This is a genomic window from Chromobacterium sp. ATCC 53434 (assembly GCF_002848345.1).
Classification (GTDB): Bacteria; Pseudomonadota; Gammaproteobacteria; order Burkholderiales; family Chromobacteriaceae; genus Chromobacterium.
Genome location: NZ_CP025429.1, coordinates 3,782,560 through 3,802,453 on the forward strand (window position 1 = coordinate 3,782,560; position 19,894 = coordinate 3,802,453).

Sequence of the window (19,894 nt, forward strand, 5' to 3'; positions counted from 1 at the left end):
TTAGGCCCAAGAGCTCAGGCTGGGAACAGTCTCTAATCCCGGCGGGGCGGCAGCGGCCTGACTTCGTGCAGCCTCTGATAGTCGACATGGTCGTTCTCGTCGTCATCGGTGTAGATCAGATCGGCGAAAGCGTGATTCCAGCGGATATCCTGGTGCGAGAAGACATGCCGGGCCACCATCGGCTGGATGGTGGTCTCGTCTATGCCGTTGATCGACAGGATCAGCTGCGCCCTGGCCTTCTCCAGCGACTCGGCATCGCGCTGATGCAGCGGGCTGTTCTCGTCTATCTTGTGCACCAGCGTCCAGCCCAGCACGAACATCGGGTGCTCGTCGCGCACCAGATTCAGATCATACAGCTTGCGGAACGTCGTCCCCTCGGAGGTGACCTCATGCTGCAGCAGGCGCAGCCTGGCGCTGGCGTCGATGATCACATTGTTCCTGGCATTGGCGGCGCGCAGCATCAGCGCCGGCTCGCCGCCCAACGGCCGCACGACGACGCTGCCGGTGAACACGATGCGCGCCCTAGGCCGCGAGAAGCGGGCGAAGGTCACACCGGTGATCAGCGCGATGCTCATCATGCCGATGAAGATCTCCAGCATCGAAATCCAGTGGGTGAACAAGGTCTGCGGGTGCATGTCGCCATAGCCGACAGTGGCCAGCGTCTCGACGCTGAAGAAAAAGGCGCCGAGAAAGCCCCGCGGGAATTGATTGGCGATGCCGCCCGGCTGCAGCTGATAGAGCCCGGCGAACAACAGGTTCAATGTAATGAAGGCGGCCGCGATGAACAGATAAAAATACGGCCAGCTGATGGTCATGCAATAGTGGTAGAGGTCGTGCAGCGAGTAGCGCGGCAGGCTGTGAATGAACAGGCTGCGCCCGCCCGCCTCTATGCGCCGCGCCGGCTTGGCTCTGCGGGGAATCATCTGCCGTCGTCCCGTTGAAGTTCGCAAACCGCCGATTGTGTCGGCGATGCCGCCGGGCGTCAATGCGCGCGCCGCAAACGACAAAGCCCCGCCGGATTGCTCCGGCGGGGCTGGTTTTCGGGGTCGCGCGTTTCGACCGCACAACGCAAAAACCCCAGCTCATCGAGCTGGGGTTTCGCTTATCGGGCGTCTGGCGGTGTCCTACTTTCACATGGCGAATGCCACACTATCATCGGCGCTAAGGCGTTTCACGATCCTGTTCGGGATGGGAAGGCGTGGGACCACCTCGCTATGGCCACCAGACATAAACTGGTACAAACTCAAGAAGCCTGGGCCGGTTTCAAACCAACCCTCGAATATTCGGTATTTAATTGTGTCGCACAACACTCCATCATCGTCACCTGGTTCTCCAAGTCACTCAAATGATAGGATCAAGCCTCACGAGCAATTAGTATCGGTTAGCTTCACGCCTCACAGCGCTTCCACACCCGACCTATCAACGTCCTGGTCTCGAACGACTCTTCAGGGAGGTCAAGCCTCCAGGGAAGTCTCATCTTCAGGCAAGTTTCCCGCTTAGATGCTTTCAGCGGTTATCTCTTCCGAACTTAGCTACCCGGCGATGCCACTGGCGTGACAACCGGTACACCAGAGGTTCGTCCACTCCGGTCCTCTCGTACTAGGAGCAGCCCCCGTCAAACTTCCAACGCCCACTGCAGATAGGGACCAAACTGTCTCACGACGTTTTGAACCCAGCTCACGTACCACTTTAAATGGCGAACAGCCATACCCTTGGGACCGGCTACAGCCCCAGGATGTGATGAGCCGACATCGAGGTGCCAAACACCGCCGTCGATGTGAACTCTTGGGCGGTATCAGCCTGTTATCCCCGGAGTACCTTTTATCCGTTGAGCGATGGCCCTTCCATACAGAACCACCGGATCACTATGTCCTGCTTTCGCACCTGCTCGACTTGTCGGTCTCGCAGTTAAGCTACCTTTTGCCATTGCACTATCAGCACGATTTCCGACCGTACCTAGGTAACCTTCGAACTCCTCCGTTACACTTTGGGAGGAGACCGCCCCAGTCAAACTGCCTACCATGCACTGTCCCCAATCCGGATCACGGACCAAGGTTAGAACCTCAAACACACCAGGGTGGTATTTCAAGGTCGGCTCCACCAGAACTAGCGTCCTGGCTTCAAAGCCTCCCACCTATCCTACACAAGTCTGTTCAAAGTCCAATGCAAAGCTACAGTAAAGGTTCACGGGGTCTTTCCGTCTAGCAGCGGGGAGATTGCATCTTCACAAACACTTCAACTTCGCTGAGTCTCAGGAGGAGACAGTGTGGCCATCGTTACGCCATTCGTGCGGGTCGGAACTTACCCGACAAGGAATTTCGCTACCTTAGGACCGTTATAGTTACGGCCGCCGTTTACCGGGGCTTCGATCAAGAGCTTGCACCCCATCACTTAACCTTCCGGCACCGGGCAGGCGTCACACCGTATACGTCCACTTTCGTGTTGGCACAGTGCTGTGTTTTTGTTAAACAGTCGCAGCCACCGATTCTCTGCGACCTGTCAAAGCTTCGTGAGTAAATCACTACACCTCAACAGGCATACCTTCTCCCGAAGTTACGGTATCAATTTGCCGAGTTCCTTCTCCTGAGTTCTCTCAAGCGCCTTAGAATTCTCATCCTGCCCACCTGTGTCGGTTTGCGGTACGGTTCTTATGTAGCTGAAGCTTAGTGGCTTTTCCTGGAAGCGTGGTATCAGTCACTTCAGGTCCGTAGACCCTCGTTATCACGTCTCGGCCTTAAGGGGCGGCGGATTTGCCTACCACCCCAGCCTACCGGCTTGAACAGACTATTCCAACAGTCTGCTGACCTAACCTTCTCCGTCCCCACATCGCACTACATAAAAGTACGGGAATTTTAACCCGTTTCCCATCGACTACGCTTTTCAGCCTCGCCTTAGGGGCCGACTCACCCTACGCCGATGAACGTTGCGTAGGAAACCTTGGGCTTTCGGCGAGCGGGCTTTTCACCCGCTTTATCGCTACTCATGTCAGCATTCGCACTTCTGATATCTCCAGCATCCCTTACGAGACACCTTCACAGACCTACAGAACGCTCCCCTACCACGCACAGTAAACTGTGCATCCGCAGCTTCGGTTATCAGTTTGAGCCCCGTTACATCTTCCGCGCAGGACGACTCGACCAGTGAGCTATTACGCTTTCTTTAAATGATGGCTGCTTCTAAGCCAACATCCTGGCTGTCTGGGCCTTCCCACTTCGTTTACCACTTAACTGATCATTTGGGACCTTAGCTGGCGGTCTGGGTTGTTTCCCTCTTGACGATGGACGTTAGCACCCACCGTCTGTCTCCCATGATTGCACTTTCCGGTATTCAGAGTTTGCCATGGTTTGGTAAATCGCAATGACCCCCTAGCCATAACAGTGCTTTACCCCCGGAAGTGATACATGAGGCACTACCTAAATAGTTTTCGGGGAGAACCAGCTATCTCCGAGTTTGTTTAGCCTTTCACCCCTATCCACAGCTCATCCCCTAGTTTTGCAACACTAGTGGGTTCGGACCTCCAGTGCGTGTTACCGCACCTTCATCCTGGCCATGGATAGATCACTCGGTTTCGGGTCTACGCCCAGCAACTAAATCGCCCTATTCGGACTCGGTTTCCCTACGCCTCCCCTATTCGGTTAAGCTTGCTACTGAACGTAAGTCGCTGACCCATTATACAAAAGGTACGCAGTCACGGAACAAGTCCGCTCCCACTGTTTGTATGCATCCGGTTTCAGGTTCTATTTCACTCCCCTCCCGGGGTTCTTTTCGCCTTTCCCTCACGGTACTGGTTCACTATCGGTCGATCACGAGTATTTAGCCTTGGAGGATGGTCCCCCCATCTTCAGACAGGATTTCGCGTGTCCCGCCCTACTTCTCGTACGCCTAGTCCCTGGAATGTGTTTTCGTGTACGGGGCTATCACCCACTACGGCGGTCCTTTCCATGAACCTTCCACTAACACAATCCATAACACGTACAGGCTGTTCCGCGTTCGCTCGCCACTACTTACGGAATCTCGGTTGATTTCTATTCCTCGAGTTACTTAGATGTTTCAGTTCACTCGGTTCGCTTCCACTGACCTATGTATTCAGTCAGGGATACCGCCTAAGCGGTGGGTTTCCCCATTCGGATATCGCGGGATCAAAGCTCTATTGCCAGCTCCCCCGCGCTTTTCGCAGGCTTACACGTCCTTCATCGCCTGTGATCGCCAAGGCATCCACCAGATGCACTTAGTCGCTTGACCCTATCATTTCAGTAACCTAAATCACTAAAACAACAGAGAGTGTTTGTGCGACGACCGCACCGCCCCTTTTGATATGGCGACGCAGCCTTAGATACAATCAAATACCCAAGATGACGATTCATTCAACAGAAGAGTTAACTCCTATCGTTTGTTTCGCCGTCTTATATATTCGGCTTCTTCAGTTTGTTAAAGATCGGGCGTTTCTACAACGCAAACAGAATCAAACTTCTCAATTTGATTTTGTTTGCGGCGTAAGTGGTGGAGGATGACGGGATCGAACCGACGACCCCCTGCTTGCAAAGCAGGTGCTCTCCCAACTGAGCTAATCCCCCTCTTTTTGTCCCATGCCGCGTTGCTCAGTCGCTCATGTGCATTCGCACACTTCGCTTCTTCGCGCCTTGCCTGGAACAAAAATGGTTCTCCGTAGTGCTCATCAGAACACCCAGAGTGTAACTGGTGGGTCTGGTAGGACTCGAACCTACGACCCCTGCGTTATCAACACAGTGCTCTAACCAGCTGAGCTACAAACCCAGTTGACTTATGAGATCGTGGCATCCACAACCTCAATGCCCTTCAAATCAAATAACCGATAGGTTGTAAGTACTTGGCAATCGCCAGTCTCTAGAAAGGAGGTGATCCAGCCGCAGGTTCCCCTACGGCTACCTTGTTACGACTTCACCCCAGTCATGAATCCCACCGTGGTAAGCGGCCTCCTTACGGTTAGCCTACCCACTTCTGGTGAAACTCACTCCCATGGTGTGACGGGCGGTGTGTACAAGACCCGGGAACGTATTCACCGCAGCATGCTGATCTGCGATTACTAGCGATTCCGACTTCACGCACTCGAGTTGCAGAGTGCGATCCGGACTACGATCGGTTTTCTGAGATTAGCTCCACCTCGCGGCTTGGCAACCCTCTGTACCGACCATTGTATGACGTGTGAAGCCCTGCTCATAAGGGCCATGAGGACTTGACGTCATCCCCACCTTCCTCCGGTTTGTCACCGGCAGTCTCATTAGAGTGCCCAACTTAATGATGGCAACTAATGACAAGGGTTGCGCTCGTTGCGGGACTTAACCCAACATCTCACGACACGAGCTGACGACAGCCATGCAGCACCTGTGTTAACGCTCCCTTTCGGGCACCAAGATATCTCTACCAAGTTCGTTACATGTCAAGAGCAGGTAAGGTTTTTCGCGTTGCATCGAATTAATCCACATCATCCACCGCTTGTGCGGGTCCCCGTCAATTCCTTTGAGTTTTAACCTTGCGGCCGTACTCCCCAGGCGGTCAATTTCACGCGTTAGCTACGCTACCAAGGATTCAAACCCCCAACAGCTAATTGACATCGTTTAGGGCGTGGACTACCAGGGTATCTAATCCTGTTTGCTCCCCACGCTTTCGTGCATGAGCGTCAGTGTCATCCCAGGGGGCTGCCTTCGCCATCGGTATTCCTCCACATCTCTACGCATTTCACTGCTACACGTGGAATTCTACCCCCCTCTGACGCACTCTAGTCGTGCAGTCTCCAATGCCGTTCCCAGGTTGAGCCCGGGGCTTTCACATCAGACTTACACAACCGCCTGCGCACGCTTTACGCCCAGTAATTCCGATTAACGCTCGCACCCTACGTATTACCGCGGCTGCTGGCACGTAGTTAGCCGGTGCTTATTCTTCAGGTACTGTCATCCCCGCCAGGTATTAACCAGCGGGATTTCCTCCCTGACAAAAGTCCTTTACAACCCGAAGGCCTTCTTCAGACACGCGGCATGGCTGGATCAGGCTTGCGCCCATTGTCCAAAATTCCCCACTGCTGCCTCCCGTAGGAGTCTGGGCCGTGTCTCAGTCCCAGTGTGGCGGATCATCCTCTCAGACCCGCTACTGATCGTCGCCTTGGTGAGCTCTTACCTCCCCAACTAGCTAATCAGACATCGGCTGCTCGTATAACGTGAGGCCTTACGGTCCCCCACTTTCCCCCTCAGGGCGTATGCGGTATTAATCCGGCTTTCGCCGAGCTATCCCCCATTACACGGTACATTCCGATGCATTACTCACCCGTTCGCCACTCGTCAGCGGTGCAAGCACCCTGTTACCGTTCGACTTGCATGTGTAAAGCATGCCGCCAGCGTTCAATCTGAGCCAGGATCAAACTCTTCAGTTCAATCTCATAGCAATTTTCTGGCACGCAAGTTCAAAGAAATAAACAAGTATCTCTTGTCTCTTGCAGTGCAAGTGTCGGCTTTCGCCAAGCACTTACACCTATCGGTTATTCGTTCTGTTAAAGAGCAGTGCTGGCCGCTGCGTCGTCTTCACCGGAACCGTTTCGTTTCCGCCGTTTCGTTCGCTGCGTCAGCTGAGGAGGCGAACTATACCGGCCACCCCAGGAGGCGTCAACACCTTTCGCGAGAAATTTCGCAAGATTTCCGCCACGAGAACACAAGCCCTTGATGGATAAGGAAAGCCGGGCTGAAGATTTTCATCGAAATGCAAAACGCCGCCCGAAGGCGGCGTTCCGTCCAGACGCTGCGAGCCGCTTACTGCTGGCTCGCGGCCTGATTTTGCGGCTGCAGATAAGGCAGGAAGGCATCGACCACCTCCGGCGCGTCCGGTTTGGTGCGGGTGCCTATGCTGATCACCTTGCTGGCGCCGGGCAGGATCAGATACTTGTGGAAGTTCCACGACGGCGCGTCGCTGGTTGCCTGGATCAGCGCCTTGAAGAAAGGCTGGGCATCGTCGCCTTTGACATGTCCCTTGCCCGCCATCGGAAAGGTCACCCCGTAGTTGGCCTGGCAGAAGGCGCCGATCTCGCCGGGCTTGTCCAGCTCCTGGAAAAAGTCGTTGCTGGGAAAGCCCACCACCATCAGTCCTCTCGGACCGTACTGCTTATATAGAGATTCCAGCTGCGTGAACTGCGGCGTGAAGCCGCAGTGGCTGGCGGTGTTGACCACCAGCACAGGCCGGTCGGCATACTGGCAGAGATTGATTTCGCCGCCCATCAGGCCGGGCACCGTGTAATTCATCAGCGCCGGACAATTCGCCAGCGCGGCCTGGCTGCACAACAGCAGCACCGCTCCCCATCGCTTCATGACGCGCTCCTTAATCGGTAAACGACTGCACGCCTCAATAATAGGGCAAGCGGCGCCGCGTGGGGCGCCGCACCGTCATTCCGGCTGGCTGGCGATCTCGGCCCTGACCTTGTCCATGTCCAGCTCGCGCAGGCTCTGGATCAGCTGTTCGAACTGGGCGCCCATCATCGCGCCGGCCTGATTGAACACCATGATGCCGTCCTTGATCGCGATCAGCGTCGGAATGGAGCGGATATTGAAGTGGCCGGCCAGCTCGCGCTCGTCCTCGGTGTTGATCTTGCCGAACACGACGTCGCCGTGCGCTTCCGACGCCGCCTCGAACACCGGGCCGAACATCTTGCACGGGCCGCACCACGGCGCCCAGAAGTCCAGGATGACGAGACCCTCGTCCTTCATGTGGTTGTTGAAGTTGTCGGCGTTCAGATTGATGTAGGCCATGGCGGTACTCTTTCGATATTGTGCGCGCCCGCGATCGCGGGCCCTCTGCACGAAAGATATGAGCGCGCCGGGGTCATTGCAAGGCGTGAGCCCGGTTGAATTTATCAATCCGGCCGATAGCCGCCCGACCGGATCAGCCGCGCTCGATGCGCCAGCACTGATGGATTTTCCGGTTGCGGAAGTCTTCCGGCACCGACTGCGCGCTGAGGTCGCGGATCCGGTAATCGCCGTGCAGGCGCTCGTCCAGCTGGAAGCTGCGCAGATTATTGGAGAAGTACAGCCAGCCGCCCGGCGCCAGCAGCGCCATCGCGTAATCGATCAGCCAGACATGGTCGCGCTGCACGTCGAGGATGTCCTGCATCTTCTTCGAGTTGGAAAAGGTCGGCGGGTCCATCACGATCAGATCGAAACGCTTGCCCTCGTCCACCGCCTGCTCCAGATACTGGAACACATCGGCGCGCACCAGCTGGTGCCGGTTCAAATCCAGTCCGTTCAACTCGAAGTTGCGGCGCGACCAATCCTGATAGGTATTGGACATGTCCACGGTTTCCGACGACGCGGCGCCGCCGGCGCCGGCATAGACGGTGAAGCTGCCGGTATAGGCGAACAGATTGAGGAAGCGCTTGCCGGCGGCCTCCTCGCGCACCCGCTGGCGGGTGTTGCGGTGATCGAGGAACAGGCCGGTATCCAGGTATTGGTCCAAATTGACGATGAAGCGCTGGCCGCACTCCTCGACGATGAAGTCCTGGCCTTCGGCGCCCACTTTTTCGTACTGGCTGACACCCTTTTGCCGGCGGCGGTTCTTCAGCGTGACGGCGGCGGCCGGGATGCCGGTCACCTGCGAGATGGCCTCGACCACCGCGTCTATCCACGCGCGGTATTCATCGTCCTCCATCTCCCAGCCGGTGTCGTACTCCTGCAGATGGACGCGCTGGCCGTAGATGTCGACCGCGAACGGAAACTGCGGCACGTCCTTGTCGTAGGCGCGCCAGGCGTCCAGCCCCTGACGGCGGGCCCATTTGGCGTAGTGCTTGTAATTCTTGGCCAGCCGGTTGGCGAAGGCGCTGACATCCTGCATCGGTATCCTCGGAAGCTGCAAAGCGAACGCGCCAGTCTAGGCTGGCGCGATATACGGTTCAAACCGGCATTATAAGACGCTATTGCTCGGAGTACATCGACAGCATCTTGTGGTACACCGGCTCGGGCAGGTACTGACGGATCACGCCCTCCCAGCCGCGCGGGCCGATCAGGCCCTTGACCATGGTCGACGACACCTCGGCGTACTCCCGCGGCGGCAGCAGGAACAAGGTGGTGATGTCGGGGTGCAGATCGGAATTGATGTAGCGCATCGTGCGCTCGTATTCGTAATCGCTGGCGGTGCGGATGCCGCGCACGATGTAGTTGGCGCCGACGCTCTGCGCGTAGTTCACCAGAAACTGATTCTCGAAGACCTCGACCCTCAGCTTGCTGAAGCCGACCGTCACTTCGCGCAGCAACTGCACGCGCTCCTCGGCACTGAAAGTGCAGTGCTTGTCCGGATTGACCCCGACGGCGACGATCAGCTCGTCAAACAGTTCCACCGCCTCGCGTATCATCCACAGATGACCGTTGGTCACCGGATCAAAGCTGCCGGCATAGACGGCTCGTTTCAATTCGCGTTTTCCTTTGGCTTTGATTGCGTGCTCCATGACAAATGTATCTTGCGTTGAGGGAGGGGTAAAGGATTTTTTGTGCGGCGCGGCAAAAATCCGCCGCGCCGGAACGCCTGTCAAGAAAAGGTCACAATTGACAGTTGATCATCCAGTTGACGCCGCCGAATTTATCATTAAAGCAGCCGAAAAGCGCGTTCCAGAACGTTTTGTGCAAGGGCAGCGTCACCTGGCCGCCGTCGCTCAGCGCGGCGAAGACCTTCTCCGCCGTCGCGGTGTCGCCGTCCAGATTGATCGACAAGGAGATCTGCTGGCTGGGTCCCACCGGTCTGTCGGTATCCGAAATCATCAGCACATTGGCGCCGAAGGCCAGCCTGGCGTGCATGATCCAATTCGGGTCTATGCCTCCCATCGCCGGCCCGTCCTTGGGCGCGTCGGCATAGCGCATCAATATCGCGATTTCGCCGCCCAGTGCCTGGCGGTAGAAGTTCAGCGCCTCTTCGCCGCGACCATTGAAATTCAGATACGGATACACATGCATGGCAAGCCTCCGTTGGGGATGGGAAGGCCAGTGTACGCCGAGCGGCGGAGGCGATGGAATAAAAAAAGCCCGCGACGACACTCGCCGCGGGCCCTTGGTGCCGATTCGGTCTCAGCCGTTGATCCGCTCCGCGTGATGGCAGGCCACCATGCGCTGATCCAGCTCGCGCAACTGCGGCACTTCGGCCTTGCAACGCTCGTCGGCGTGCGGGCAACGCTTGTGGAAGGCGCAACCGGACGGCGGATTCAGCGGGCTGGGCAGCTCGCCCTCGATCTTGATCTTGACCCGCCGGTCGTCCGGGTCGATGGACGGCGTCGCCGACAGCAGCGCCTGGGTGTACGGATGCAGCGGACGCTGGTAGACCCGCGCCTTTTCGCCGACTTCCACCGCGCGGCCCAGATACATCACCATCAGGTCGTCGGCCACATGCTCGACCACCGCCAGATTGTGCGAAATGAACACATAGGCGGTGTTGAACTCCTCCTGCAGATCCATGAACAGGTTCAACACCTGCGCCTGGATCGACACGTCCAGCGCCGAAGTCGGCTCGTCGGCGACGACGATCTTCGGATTCAGCATCATCGCGCGGGCGATGGCGATGCGCTGGCGCTGACCGCCGGAGAACATGTGCGGATAACGGAAATAGTGCTCCGGACGCAGGCCGACGCGGGTCATCATCGACCTGACCTTGTCCTCCCGCTCCTTGGCCGACAGATCGGTGTTGATCAGCAGCGGCTCGGACAGCTGGGCGCCTATCTTCTGCCGCGGGTTCAAGGAACCGTACGGGTTCTGAAACACCATCTGCACCTTGCGCCGCATCGCCTTCAGCGCCTGGCCGCCGGCTTGCGCCGCGTCCTCGCCGTCAAGCAGCAGCGAGCCGGAAGTCGGCGGCTCGATCAGCGTCAGCTGGCGCGCCAGCGTGCTCTTGCCGCAGCCGGATTCGCCGACGACCGCCAGCGTGCGGCCGGCTTCCAGTTCGAACGAGACGCCTGCCAGCGCCCTCACCTCGGCCTTGGGCTTGAACATGCCCTGGGCCACATCGTAGTAACGGGTCAGCTCCCGCGCCTGCAAAACCTTAGCCATGCTGCTTCTCCTTGGCCAGCAACGGGTAGTGGCAACGCACCGCGCCATGCTCGTGGGCGGTCAATCCGGGCCGGCTGCCGCGGCAGTCGTCCTTCGCGTACGGGCAGCGCGGCGACAGCAGACAGCCGCTGGGCCTGTCGTACTGGCCGGGCACGATGCCGGGCAGCGTCGCCAGCCGGCGCGCGCCCTTGCTGTGCTCGGGAATCGACGACAACAGCGCCTCGGTGTACGGATGCGCCGGATGGCGGAAGATCTCCGGCACCGTGCCCATCTCGGCCACCTGGCCGGCGTACATCACCACCAGCCGCTGCGCGACTTCGGCGACCACCGCCAGATCGTGGGTGATCAGGATCAGCGCCATGTTCTGGCTCTTCTGCAGGGACACCAGCAGTTCCATGATCTGGGCCTGGATGGTGACGTCGAGCGCGGTGGTCGGCTCGTCGGCGATCAGCAGTTTGGGATTGCAGGCGATGGCCATCGCGATGGCGACGCGCTGGCTCATGCCGCCGGACAACTGGTGCGGATAGGCGGACAGACGCGCGACTCGGCGGCCGGAATCTCCACCAGCTGCATCAATTCGAGCGCGCGCGCCTTCAAGGCCGCGCCGCGCAGGCCCTGATGGGCCTTCAGCACTTCCATGATCTGGTAGCCGACGGTGTAGCTGGGATTCAGCGCCGTCATCGGATCCTGGAAGATCATCGAGATGTCCTTGCCGACGATCTTGCGGCGACCGCGCGCCGAAATGGTCAGCAGGTCCTTGCCGTCGAAGCTCAGTTCATCGGCGACGATGCGGCCCTGCCCTTCCAGCAGGCCCATCATCGCCATCATGGTCACCGACTTGCCGGAACCGGACTCGCCGACGATGCCGACGATCTCGCCCTGGGCGACGCTCAACTCCAGCCCTTCCACCGCGCGGAACGGGTTTTTCTCCGATCCGAACTCGACGGACAGGTTTTTGATTTGCAACAGACTCATGTTCTTGTCCTCAGGCGGCGCGCTTCAGCTTCGGGTCCAGCGCGTCGCGCAGGCCGTCGCCCATCAGGTTGATCGCCAGCACCGACAGCAGGATGGTCAGGCCCGGCAAGGTCACCACCCACCAGGCGCTCTCGATGTAGTCGCGCGCGGAGGCCAGCATCGTGCCCCACTCCGGGGTCGGCGGCTGCACGCCCAGGCCCAGGAAGCCCAGCGCGGCGATTTCGAGGATGGCGGAGGAAAAGCTCATCGTGGCGTGCACGATCAGCGGCGCCATGCAGTTGGGCAGCACGGTGACGAACATCAGGCGGCCGAGGCCGGCGCCGGCCACGCGCGAGGCCACCACATAGTCGCGGTTCAGCTCGGTCATCGCCGACGCGCGCGTCAGCCGCACATAGGCCGGCAGCGACACGGTGGCGATGGCGATCATCGCGTTGGTCAGACCCGGCCCGAGGATGGCCATGATGGCCACGGCCAACAGCAGCGACGGCAGGGCCATCATGATGTCCATCAATCGCATGATGGAGGCGCCCAGCGCCTTCGGGAAGAAGGCGGCCAACAGGCCCAGGATCACGCCCGGCACCAGCGCCATCAGCACCGACATCAGGCCGATGAACAGCGACAGCCGCGCGCCGTGGATCAGCCGCGACAGGATGTCGCGGCCCAGCTCGTCGGTGCCAAACAGGAACTGCACGCTGCCGCCCGACTCCCAGACCGGCGGCGTCAGCAGGTGGTCGCGGTACTGCTCGATCGGGCTGTACGGCGCCAAGACCGGCGCCAGCAGCGCACAGGCGACGATGAACAGCACGAAGACCAGGCCGGCCACCGCGCCCTTGTTGTGGGAAAAGCCCTGCCAGAACTCCTTCAGCGGAGACGGATAGGACAGCGCCAGATCGGCCGTCTGCGCGGCCGCGGTTTGCTTGCTTTGGCTCATATTGCGTCCCTGCTTACTTGGCGTGACGGATGCGCGGATTGGCGATGCCGTACAGGATGTCGACGATGAAGTTGGTGACGATCACCAGCGTGGCCACCATCAGGATGCCGTTCTGCACCACCGGATAGTCGCGGCGGGCGATGGCGTCGATCAGCCATTTGCCGACGCCGGGCCAGGAGAAGATGGTCTCGGTCAGCACCGCGCCGCCCATCAGCGTGCCCACTTGCAGGCCGATCACCGTCAGCACCGGGATCAGCGCGTTGCGCAGCGTGTGAATGAAGATCACGCGAACCGGCGACAGGCCCTTGGCGCGCGCGGTGCGGACATAGTCCTCGCGCAGCACTTCCAGCATCGACGAGCGGGTCATCCGCGCGATCACCGCCAGCGGAATGGTGCCCAGCACGATGGACGGCAGGATCAAATGGGACAGCGCGCTCTTGAAGGCGCCCGCATTGCCTTCGGGATCGGCCGCCTCGGCCAGCCAGCTGTCTATCAGCATGAAGCCGGTGCGCGGATGGATGTCGAACATCAGGTCCATCCGGCCCGACACCGGCGTCCAGCCCAGCTTGACCGAGAAGAACATGATCAGGATCAGGCCCCACCAGAAGATCGGCATCGAGAAACCGGTCAGCGAAATGCCCATCACGCCATGGTCGAACAGCGAGCCGCGTTTGATCGCGGCCACCACGCCGGCCAGCAAGCCCCAGACGATGGCGAACAGCAGAGCGGACAAGGCCAGCTCCAGCGTCGCCGGGAACAGCGTCTTGAACTCGGTCCAGACGCCGACCTTGGTCACCAGCGATTCGCCGAGATTGCCGTGCAGCAGATTGACGACGTAATCGAGATATTGCGCGTACAGCGGCTTGTCCAGCCCCAGCCTATGCAGCGCCTCGGCGTGCAGCTTGGGGTCGAGCGTGCGCTCGCCCACCATCACCTCGACCGGGTCGCCGGGAATCAGACGGATCAGGCTGAAAGTCAGCAGCGTGATGCCGAAGAAGGTCGGCACCAGCAGGCCCAGCCTGCGCAGGATGAATGAAAACATGAAAACCTCTCCCGGACGCGCGCATGACGGCACGCCCTCAGACCTAAGACATCGCGTGCAAGGAAGTCGGTACGGGAAAGGTAGAAACGCAAGACGCGCCGATACGGCGCGAAACGGGTAAACGGGTGCCGGACAGCGGACAGGCAACTAAACCACCCACCAGCATTAGCTGCATCCACTGTCGCGGCAGGAAAGACAATAGCAGCGCACTGTCCCTTCCCCCTTGACGCAGGTCAAACCGACGCCATCGCCGGTCCGTCTCCGTCCCATCTCTACCAATTCCCATGCAGACACTGCCATGCCGCGGCGGCCGTCCTCTCTGACGGAGGGCTGGCCGCCGCGGCACTTACGCCAGGCGGACGGAGCTTGCGCCCCGCCGCCGATTACGGTTATGCCTGGTTCAAGCCAGACTTACTTGACGCTGACGCCGTAGAACGAGTTCAGGCCGAACGGGCTGACCTTGAAGCCCTGCACCGACTTCAGCATCGGCTGATTGACGGTGGAGTGGGCGATCGCGGTGTACGGCAGTTGCTGCTTCACGATCTCCTGCGCCTTCATGTACAGCTTGGTGCGCTCGGCGACGTTGGCGGTGCTCTTGCCCTTCTGGATCAGGTCCTCGAACGGCTTGTAGCACCACTTGGTGAAGTTGTTGCCGTTCATCGCCTCGCAGCCGAGCTGGGTGCCCAGCCAGTTGTCCGGATCGCCGTTGTCGCCGGTCCAGCCGATCAGCATCGCGTCGTGCTCGCCGGCCTTGGCGCGCTTGATGTACTCGCCCCACTCATAGGAGGTGATCTTGGCCTTGACGCCGATCTTGGCCCAGTCGGCCTGGATCATCTCGGCCATCAGCTTGGCGTTCGGGTTGTACGGACGCTGAACCGGCATCGCCCACAAGGTGATCTCGAAACCGTTCGGGAAACCGGCCTTGGCCAGCAGCGCCTTGGCCTTGGCCACATCGTACGGCGCGTCCTTCAGGCTCTTGTTGTACGACCACTGGGTCGGCGGCATCGGATTGGTCGCGGCTTGGCCGGCGCCCTGGTACACCGCCTGCAGAATCGCCTTCTTGTTGATGGACATGTCCAGCGCCTGGCGCACTTCCAGCTTGTCCATCGGCTTGTGCTTGACGTTGTAGGCCAGGTAACCAAGGTTGAAGCCGGCCTGGGCGATCACGTTCATCTTCGGATCGGCCTTCATCGCGGCGATGTCGGTCGGACGCGGGAAGGTGGTGATCTGGCATTCGCCGGCCTTCAGCTTCTGGTAGCGCACCGAGGCGTCGGTGGTGATCGCGAACACCAGGTTGTCAATCTTGGGACCGTCGGCCTTGTCCCAGTACTGCTTGTTGGCGGCGAAGCGGATCTGCGCGTCCTTCTGGTAGCGCTTGAAGATGAACGGGCCGGTGCCGACCGGCTGCTGGTTGATCAGCTGCGGCTTGCCGTCCTTCAGCAGCTTGTCGGCGTACTCGGCCGACTGGACCGAGGCGAAGCTCATCGCCAGATTCTGCACGAAGGCGGCGTCCACCTTCTTCAGCGCGAACTTGACGGTATACGGATCGACCTTCTCCACCTTGACGATATTGGTGTCCATGCCCATGTCGGAGAAGTACGGGAATTCGGTCGGATAGGCTTTGCGGAACGGACTGTTCTTGTCGATCATCCGATTGAAGGTGAACACCACGTCGTCGGCGTTGAAATCGCGCGTCGGCTTGAAGTAGTCGGTGGTGTGGAACTTGACGCCCTTGCGCAGGTGGAAGGTGTAGTTCAGGCCATCGGCCGACACATCCCACTTTTCGGCCAGGCCCGGAATCACCTTGGTGCCGCCGCGCTGGAATTGCACCAGGCGGTTGAACACGGTTTCGGCGGCGGCGTCGAAGTCGGTGCCGGTGGTGTATTGACCGGGATCGAAGCCGGCCGGACTACCCTCGGAGCAGAACACCAGTGTCCCGGCGGCTTGAGACGCGGCGGCCGCCCCAGCGATCACGCTTGCAACCAGCAGCTTTTTGAAAGCTTGCATAATGTTTCCCTTCCCTTTGTACAGACTATTGAGCTTTATTCTGATCTTCGGTCCATGCCCTCGCAGGCTGGCCAGTGGGGGATACATTATGCACAGAGGGCGCTTTTGACAAGCGCCCCCTTTCTTTTTTTGTAAGGCGGCCGATACAGGCGCCGCCGCGACCGCGCGGCTACAGCTTGCGGATCACCACCGAACCGACGGAATAGCCGGCGCCGAACGAACAGATGACGCCGACATCGCCTGCATTCAGGTCGTCGGCATGCAAATGGAAGGCGATGATGGAACCGGCGGAACTGGTGTTGGCATAGCGGTCCAGAATCACCGGCGCCTCGACGCCGTCGGCCTCCCGGCCCAGCACCCGCTTGGCGATCAGTTGGTTCATCGCCAGATTGGCCTGGTGCAGCCAGAAGCGGCGCACGCCGGTCGGCGCGATGTCCACCGACTCCAGATGGGCGATGATGTGCTCGCCCACCATCGGGCACACTTCCTTGAACACCTTGCGGCCCTGTTGCACGAACAGCTTGTCCGCCAGGCCGATGCCGGCCTCGTCGCAGCGATTGAGGAAGCCGAAGTTGTTGCGGATATTGTTGGAGAACACCGTGGCCAGCTTGCAACCCAGCACTTCGTAACGGACGGCGGCCACGGCGGCGTCGGCGCGCTCAAGCACCACGGCGGTGCTGGCGTCGCCGAAGATGAAGTGGCTGTCGCGATCGCGGAAATTCAGGTGGGCGGAGCAGATTTCCGGATTCACCATCAACACCGCGCGCGCCTGGCCAGTGGCGACGGCGTTGACGGCGGTCTGAATGCCGAAGGTCGCCGACGAACAGGCGACGTTGACGTCGAAGGCGTAGCCGTTGATGCCCAGCGCCTGCTGCACCTCGATCGCCATCGCCGGATACGGCCGCTGCATATTGGAGCAGGCGACGATCACCATATCGATGTCGGCCGCGCGCCGGCCGGCGGCTTCCAGTGCCTGCTTCGCGGCGGCCACCGCCATCTCGGCCTGCAGCGACACTTCGTCGTTGCCCCGTTCGGGCAGGCAAGGCGCCATTCTTTCCGGATCCAGCACGCCGTCCTTGTCCATCAGGAAGCGCTGCTTGATGCCGGACGCCTTCTCGATGAATTCGGCGCTGGACTCCGCCAGCGGCTCCATCGTCCCGGCGGCGATCTCGGCCTGGTGCGCCGCGTTGTGCCGGCCGACATAGGCGTTGAACGCCTCGACCAGCTCGGCGTTGCTGACCGCGTGCGGCGGGGTGAACAATCCGGTGCCGCTGATGACAACCTTGTGCATTTCGTATCCTTTTTCATCCCCGGCTGCGGGGCAAGCGTGACGGCGGAACCGGCCGGCGGCTCTCCCGCCGAGGCCCGGCCGCCGTCGGACGCCCTGACGGGCGATCTTGAGTAGCGGGTGTATTGCAGCGATTTTACACAAGCGTCTGCTTGAAAGTGAGAAATCCTTAGTCCGACCGGTCGAGGCCGGCCCGAGCGCACCACGGCGCCGAGATGCGCCGCGCCGAAGGCGGAGGATGCGCGGCCGCCTCCCGCCGGAGCCGGCCGCGGCGTCGAAATTTAGTGTTAACCAGCCCTAAACCAAGTAAAATGGTCGACTTTGTGGCTCCGGCGCGGCGCTTGTTCCTGATCAATACTTGACTAATTTAGTCGGATATTAGGTATAATGGACGGAACCACCCAACCGGAACGAAACATCATGCGCCTCACCACCAAAGGACGTTTTGCCGTCACCGCGATGCTGGACCTCGCGATGCGCGAGGAAGGCGGGCCGGTCACCCTGGCCGGCATCAGCGAGCGCCAGAGCATTTCGCTGTCCTATCTGGAACAGCTGTTCGGCAAGCTCCGGCGCGCCGAGCTGGTTGACAGCGTGCGCGGTCCCGGCGGCGGCTACACCCTGGCCAAGCAAATCAGCGACATCACCGTGGCCGACATCATCGTCGCCGTCGACGAGCCGGTGGACGCCACCCAGTGCGGCGGCCGCGAAAACTGCCGCGGCAGCCAGCGCTGCATGACGCACGATTTGTGGACCAACCTCAACGTCACCATTTTCGACTACCTGTCCAAGGTAAGCCTCGCCAGCCTGGTGGAAGAGCAACACACCAAAGAGCAGCAAGCCAAGGAAACCAGCGTGGTACAGGACAAGCGCGACAGCTGTAGCAGCGCGCACGCTGCCATCGGCAGCGCCCTGTAAGCGCCTGAAAAATCTTGCGGAGATTATGTAAATGAGCCAGCCCAAGCTACCGATCTATCTGGATTACTCGGCCACCACCCCGGTGGACCCGCGCGTCGCCGACATGATGATTCCCTACCTGACCGGCAAGTTCGGCAACCCCGCCTCGCGCAGCCACAGCTTCGGCTGGGAAGCCGAGGAAGCGGTCGAGAACGCGCGCGCCGAAGTGGCCAAGCTGATCGGTGCCGATCCGAAGGAAATCGTCTGGACCTCCGGCGCCACCGAGTCCGACAACCTGGCGATCAAGGGCGCGGCCCAGTTCTACAAGAGCAAGGGCAAGCACATCATCACCGTCAAGACCGAGCACAAGGCGGTGCTGGACACCTGTCGCGAGCTGGAGCGCATCGGCTTCGAAGTCACCTATATGGACGTGCAGGAAAACGGCCTGATCGACATAGCCGCGTTCAAGGCCGCCATCCGTCCGGACACCATCGTGGTGTCGGTGATGTATGTGAACAATGAAATCGGCGTGATCCAGGACATCCCGCAGATCGGCGAGATCTGCCGCGAGAAGGGCATCATCTTCCACGTCGACGCCACCCAGGCGCCGGGCAAGGTGAAGATCGACCTCGCCACGCTGAAGGTCGACCTGATGAGCCTGTCCGCGCACAAGGCCTACGGCCCGAAGGGCATCGGCGCGCTGTACGTGCGCCGCAAGCCGCGCGTGCGGCTGGAAGCGCAGATGCACGGCGGCGGCCACGAGCGCGGCTTCCGCTCCGGCACGCTGGCCACCCACCAGATCGTCGGCATGGGCGAGGCCTTCCGCATCGCCCGCGAGGAGATGGACAGCGAGTCCGAGCGCATCCGCATGCTGCGCGACCGCCTGTGGAACGGCATCAGCGACATGGAAGAGGTCTACATCAACGGCGACGTCGATCAGCGCGTGCCGCACAACCTCAACGTCAGCTTCAATTTCGTCGAGGGCGAGAGCCTGATCATGGCGATCAAGGAGCTGGCCGTGTCCAGCGGCTCCGCCTGCACCTCGGCCTCTCTGGAACCGTCCTACGTGCTGCGCGCGCTGGGCCGCAACGACGAAATGGCCCACAGCTCGATCCGCTTCACGCTGGGCCGCTTCACCACCGAGGAAGAGATCGACTTCACCATCGCCTTGCTGAAGTCCAAGATCGGCAAGCTGCGCGAACTGTCGCCGCTGTGGGAGATGTACAAAGACGGCGTGGACCTGAACAGCGTTCAATGGGCGGCCCACTGAGCCGATAACAGATTACCGGCCGCGGAGACTTGAACAAGTCACGGCCTAGCAGGAGTGAAAGTCATGGCATACAGCGAAAAAGTGTTGGACCACTACGAAAACCCGCGCAACGTCGGCTCGTTCGACAAGGGCGACGACAGCATCGGCACCGGCATGGTCGGCGCGCCGGCCTGTGGCGACGTGATGAAGCTGCAGATCAAGGTCGGCGCCGACGGCGTGATCGAGGACGCCAAGTTCAAGACCTACGGCTGTGGCTCCGCCATCGCCTCCTCGTCTCTGGTGACCGAGTGGGTGAAGGGCAAGTCGCTGGACGAGGCGCTGTCGATCAAGAACACCGCCATCGCCGAGGAACTGGCGCTGCCGCCGGTGAAGATCCACTGCTCCATCCTGGCCGAAGACGCGATCAAGGCCGCGGTGGAAGACTACAAGCAGAAACACGGCAAGTAAG

14 protein-coding genes, 2 tRNA genes, 3 rRNA genes and 1 pseudogene are annotated in these 19,894 nt (G+C 60.2%); 3 read left to right on the forward strand and 17 right to left on the reverse strand.

The features are described from left to right. Positions 1-32 precede the first annotated feature (32 nt). The 17 genes and pseudogenes from CXB49_RS16625 to CXB49_RS16705 form a co-directional block, all read right to left on the reverse strand. Positions 33-923, reverse strand: a complete 891-nt coding sequence (locus CXB49_RS16625; RefSeq protein ID WP_101709436.1) for an ion channel — start codon at positions 921-923, stop codon at positions 33-35. 188 nt (positions 924-1,111) lie between these two features. Then, a 5S ribosomal RNA gene (gene rrf / locus CXB49_RS16630) occupies positions 1,112-1,226 on the reverse strand. A 124-nt stretch (positions 1,227-1,350) separates the two neighbouring features. Then, positions 1,351-4,242 (reverse strand): 23S ribosomal RNA (locus tag CXB49_RS16635). 256 nt (positions 4,243-4,498) lie between these two features. Then, positions 4,499-4,574: transfer RNA gene (locus tag CXB49_RS16640), tRNA-Ala, on the reverse strand. Positions 4,575-4,696: 122 nt separating this feature from the next. Further along, a tRNA-Ile gene (locus CXB49_RS16645) sits at positions 4,697-4,773 on the reverse strand. 94 nt (positions 4,774-4,867) lie between these two features. After that, positions 4,868-6,403, reverse strand: a 16S ribosomal RNA gene (locus CXB49_RS16650). The 16S, 23S and 5S rRNA genes sit together here with 2 tRNA genes alongside, the layout of an rRNA operon. A 373-nt stretch (positions 6,404-6,776) precedes the next feature. Further along, positions 6,777-7,328, reverse strand: coding sequence for a glutathione peroxidase (locus CXB49_RS16655; RefSeq protein WP_101709437.1), 552 nt, complete (start codon positions 7,326-7,328; stop codon positions 6,777-6,779). Between the two features lie 75 nt (positions 7,329-7,403). Beyond that, the gene (gene trxA / locus CXB49_RS16660; protein ID WP_101709438.1) at positions 7,404-7,766 is read right to left on the reverse strand and encodes a thioredoxin; all 363 of its coding nucleotides are present in this window, start codon (positions 7,764-7,766) and stop codon (positions 7,404-7,406) included. Between the two features lie 133 nt (positions 7,767-7,899). After that, positions 7,900-8,844: a class I SAM-dependent methyltransferase gene (locus CXB49_RS16665; protein WP_101709439.1), complete on the reverse strand. Its 945-nt coding sequence runs from the start codon at positions 8,842-8,844 to the stop codon at positions 7,900-7,902. Between the two features lie 79 nt (positions 8,845-8,923). After that, positions 8,924-9,454 carry a pantetheine-phosphate adenylyltransferase gene (gene coaD / locus CXB49_RS16670; protein ID WP_101709440.1) on the reverse strand — a complete coding sequence of 177 codons (531 nt, stop codon included), beginning with the start codon at positions 9,452-9,454 and terminating at the stop codon, positions 8,924-8,926. Between the two features lie 91 nt (positions 9,455-9,545). Beyond that, positions 9,546-9,956, reverse strand: a complete 411-nt coding sequence (locus CXB49_RS16675; RefSeq protein WP_101709441.1) for a VOC family protein — start codon at positions 9,954-9,956, stop codon at positions 9,546-9,548. Between the two features lie 111 nt (positions 9,957-10,067). Next, on the reverse strand, positions 10,068-11,039 hold the full coding sequence (locus tag CXB49_RS16680) for a peptide ABC transporter ATP-binding protein (protein ID WP_101709442.1): 972 nt from the start codon (positions 11,037-11,039) through the stop codon (positions 10,068-10,070). After that, positions 11,032-12,014: pseudogene (locus tag CXB49_RS16685) on the reverse strand (ABC transporter ATP-binding protein). Before CXB49_RS16685 ends, CXB49_RS16680 begins: the two are co-directional and overlap by 8 nt. Before the next feature lie 10 nt (positions 12,015-12,024). Continuing rightward, positions 12,025-12,945: an ABC transporter permease subunit gene (locus CXB49_RS16690; protein ID WP_101709443.1), complete on the reverse strand. Its 921-nt coding sequence runs from the start codon at positions 12,943-12,945 to the stop codon at positions 12,025-12,027. A gap of 13 nt (positions 12,946-12,958) precedes the next feature. After that, positions 12,959-13,987, reverse strand: a complete 1,029-nt coding sequence (locus CXB49_RS16695) for an ABC transporter permease subunit (RefSeq protein WP_101709444.1) — start codon at positions 13,985-13,987, stop codon at positions 12,959-12,961. 411 nt (positions 13,988-14,398) lie between these two features. Next, on the reverse strand, positions 14,399-15,994 hold the full coding sequence (locus tag CXB49_RS16700; RefSeq protein ID WP_101709445.1) for an ABC transporter substrate-binding protein: 1,596 nt from the start codon (positions 15,992-15,994) through the stop codon (positions 14,399-14,401). Positions 15,995-16,163: 169 nt separating this feature from the next. Beyond that, positions 16,164-17,285 (reverse strand): beta-ketoacyl-ACP synthase III, encoded by a 1,122-nt coding sequence (locus CXB49_RS16705; protein WP_101709446.1) that lies wholly within the window; start codon positions 17,283-17,285, stop codon positions 16,164-16,166. A gap of 417 nt (positions 17,286-17,702) precedes the next feature. Between CXB49_RS16705 and iscR the strand changes: the two genes are divergently transcribed. The 3 genes from iscR to iscU all read left to right on the forward strand — a co-directional run bounded on the left by iscR (position 17,703) and on the right by iscU (position 19,893). Further along, complete coding sequence (iscR, locus tag CXB49_RS16710) at positions 17,703-18,197, forward strand: Fe-S cluster assembly transcriptional regulator IscR (protein WP_101710743.1); 495 nt, start codon at positions 17,703-17,705, stop codon at positions 18,195-18,197. A gap of 31 nt (positions 18,198-18,228) precedes the next feature. After that, a complete protein-coding gene (locus tag CXB49_RS16715) occupies positions 18,229-19,446 on the forward strand; it encodes an IscS subfamily cysteine desulfurase (protein WP_101709447.1) in 1,218 nt (405 codons plus the stop codon). Between the two features lie 63 nt (positions 19,447-19,509). Then, on the forward strand, positions 19,510-19,893 hold the full coding sequence (iscU, locus tag CXB49_RS16720; protein WP_043628269.1) for a Fe-S cluster assembly scaffold IscU: 384 nt from the start codon (positions 19,510-19,512) through the stop codon (positions 19,891-19,893). Position 19,894: the final 1 nt, after the last annotated feature.

Bases quoted from the DNA above. Each gene is read 5' to 3' on its own strand.
- CXB49_RS16665 (WP_101709439.1), bottom strand. From the start codon at position 8,844: ATGCAGGATGTCAGCGCCTTCGCCAACCGGCTGGCCAAGAATTACAAG.
- iscR (WP_101710743.1), top strand. From the start codon at position 17,703: ATGCGCCTCACCACCAAAGGACGTTTTGCCGTCACCGCGATGCTGGAC.
- CXB49_RS16695 (WP_101709444.1), bottom strand. From the start codon at position 13,987: ATGTTTTCATTCATCCTGCGCAGGCTGGGCCTGCTGGTGCCGACCTTC.
- CXB49_RS16655 (WP_101709437.1), bottom strand. From the start codon at position 7,328: ATGAAGCGATGGGGAGCGGTGCTGCTGTTGTGCAGCCAGGCCGCGCTG.
- iscU (WP_043628269.1), top strand. From the start codon at position 19,510: ATGGCATACAGCGAAAAAGTGTTGGACCACTACGAAAACCCGCGCAAC.
- CXB49_RS16690 (WP_101709443.1), bottom strand. From the start codon at position 12,945: ATGAGCCAAAGCAAGCAAACCGCGGCCGCGCAGACGGCCGATCTGGCG.
- coaD (WP_101709440.1), bottom strand. From the start codon at position 9,454: ATGGAGCACGCAATCAAAGCCAAAGGAAAACGCGAATTGAAACGAGCC.
- CXB49_RS16705 (WP_101709446.1), bottom strand. From the start codon at position 17,285: ATGCACAAGGTTGTCATCAGCGGCACCGGATTGTTCACCCCGCCGCAC.
- trxA (WP_101709438.1), bottom strand. From the start codon at position 7,766: ATGGCCTACATCAATCTGAACGCCGACAACTTCAACAACCACATGAAG.
- CXB49_RS16680 (WP_101709442.1), bottom strand. From the start codon at position 11,039: ATGGCTAAGGTTTTGCAGGCGCGGGAGCTGACCCGTTACTACGATGTG.
- CXB49_RS16625 (WP_101709436.1), bottom strand. From the start codon at position 923: ATGATTCCCCGCAGAGCCAAGCCGGCGCGGCGCATAGAGGCGGGCGGG.
- CXB49_RS16715 (WP_101709447.1), top strand. From the start codon at position 18,229: ATGAGCCAGCCCAAGCTACCGATCTATCTGGATTACTCGGCCACCACC.
- CXB49_RS16675 (WP_101709441.1), bottom strand. From the start codon at position 9,956: ATGCATGTGTATCCGTATCTGAATTTCAATGGTCGCGGCGAAGAGGCG.
- CXB49_RS16700 (WP_101709445.1), bottom strand. From the start codon at position 15,994: ATGCAAGCTTTCAAAAAGCTGCTGGTTGCAAGCGTGATCGCTGGGGCG.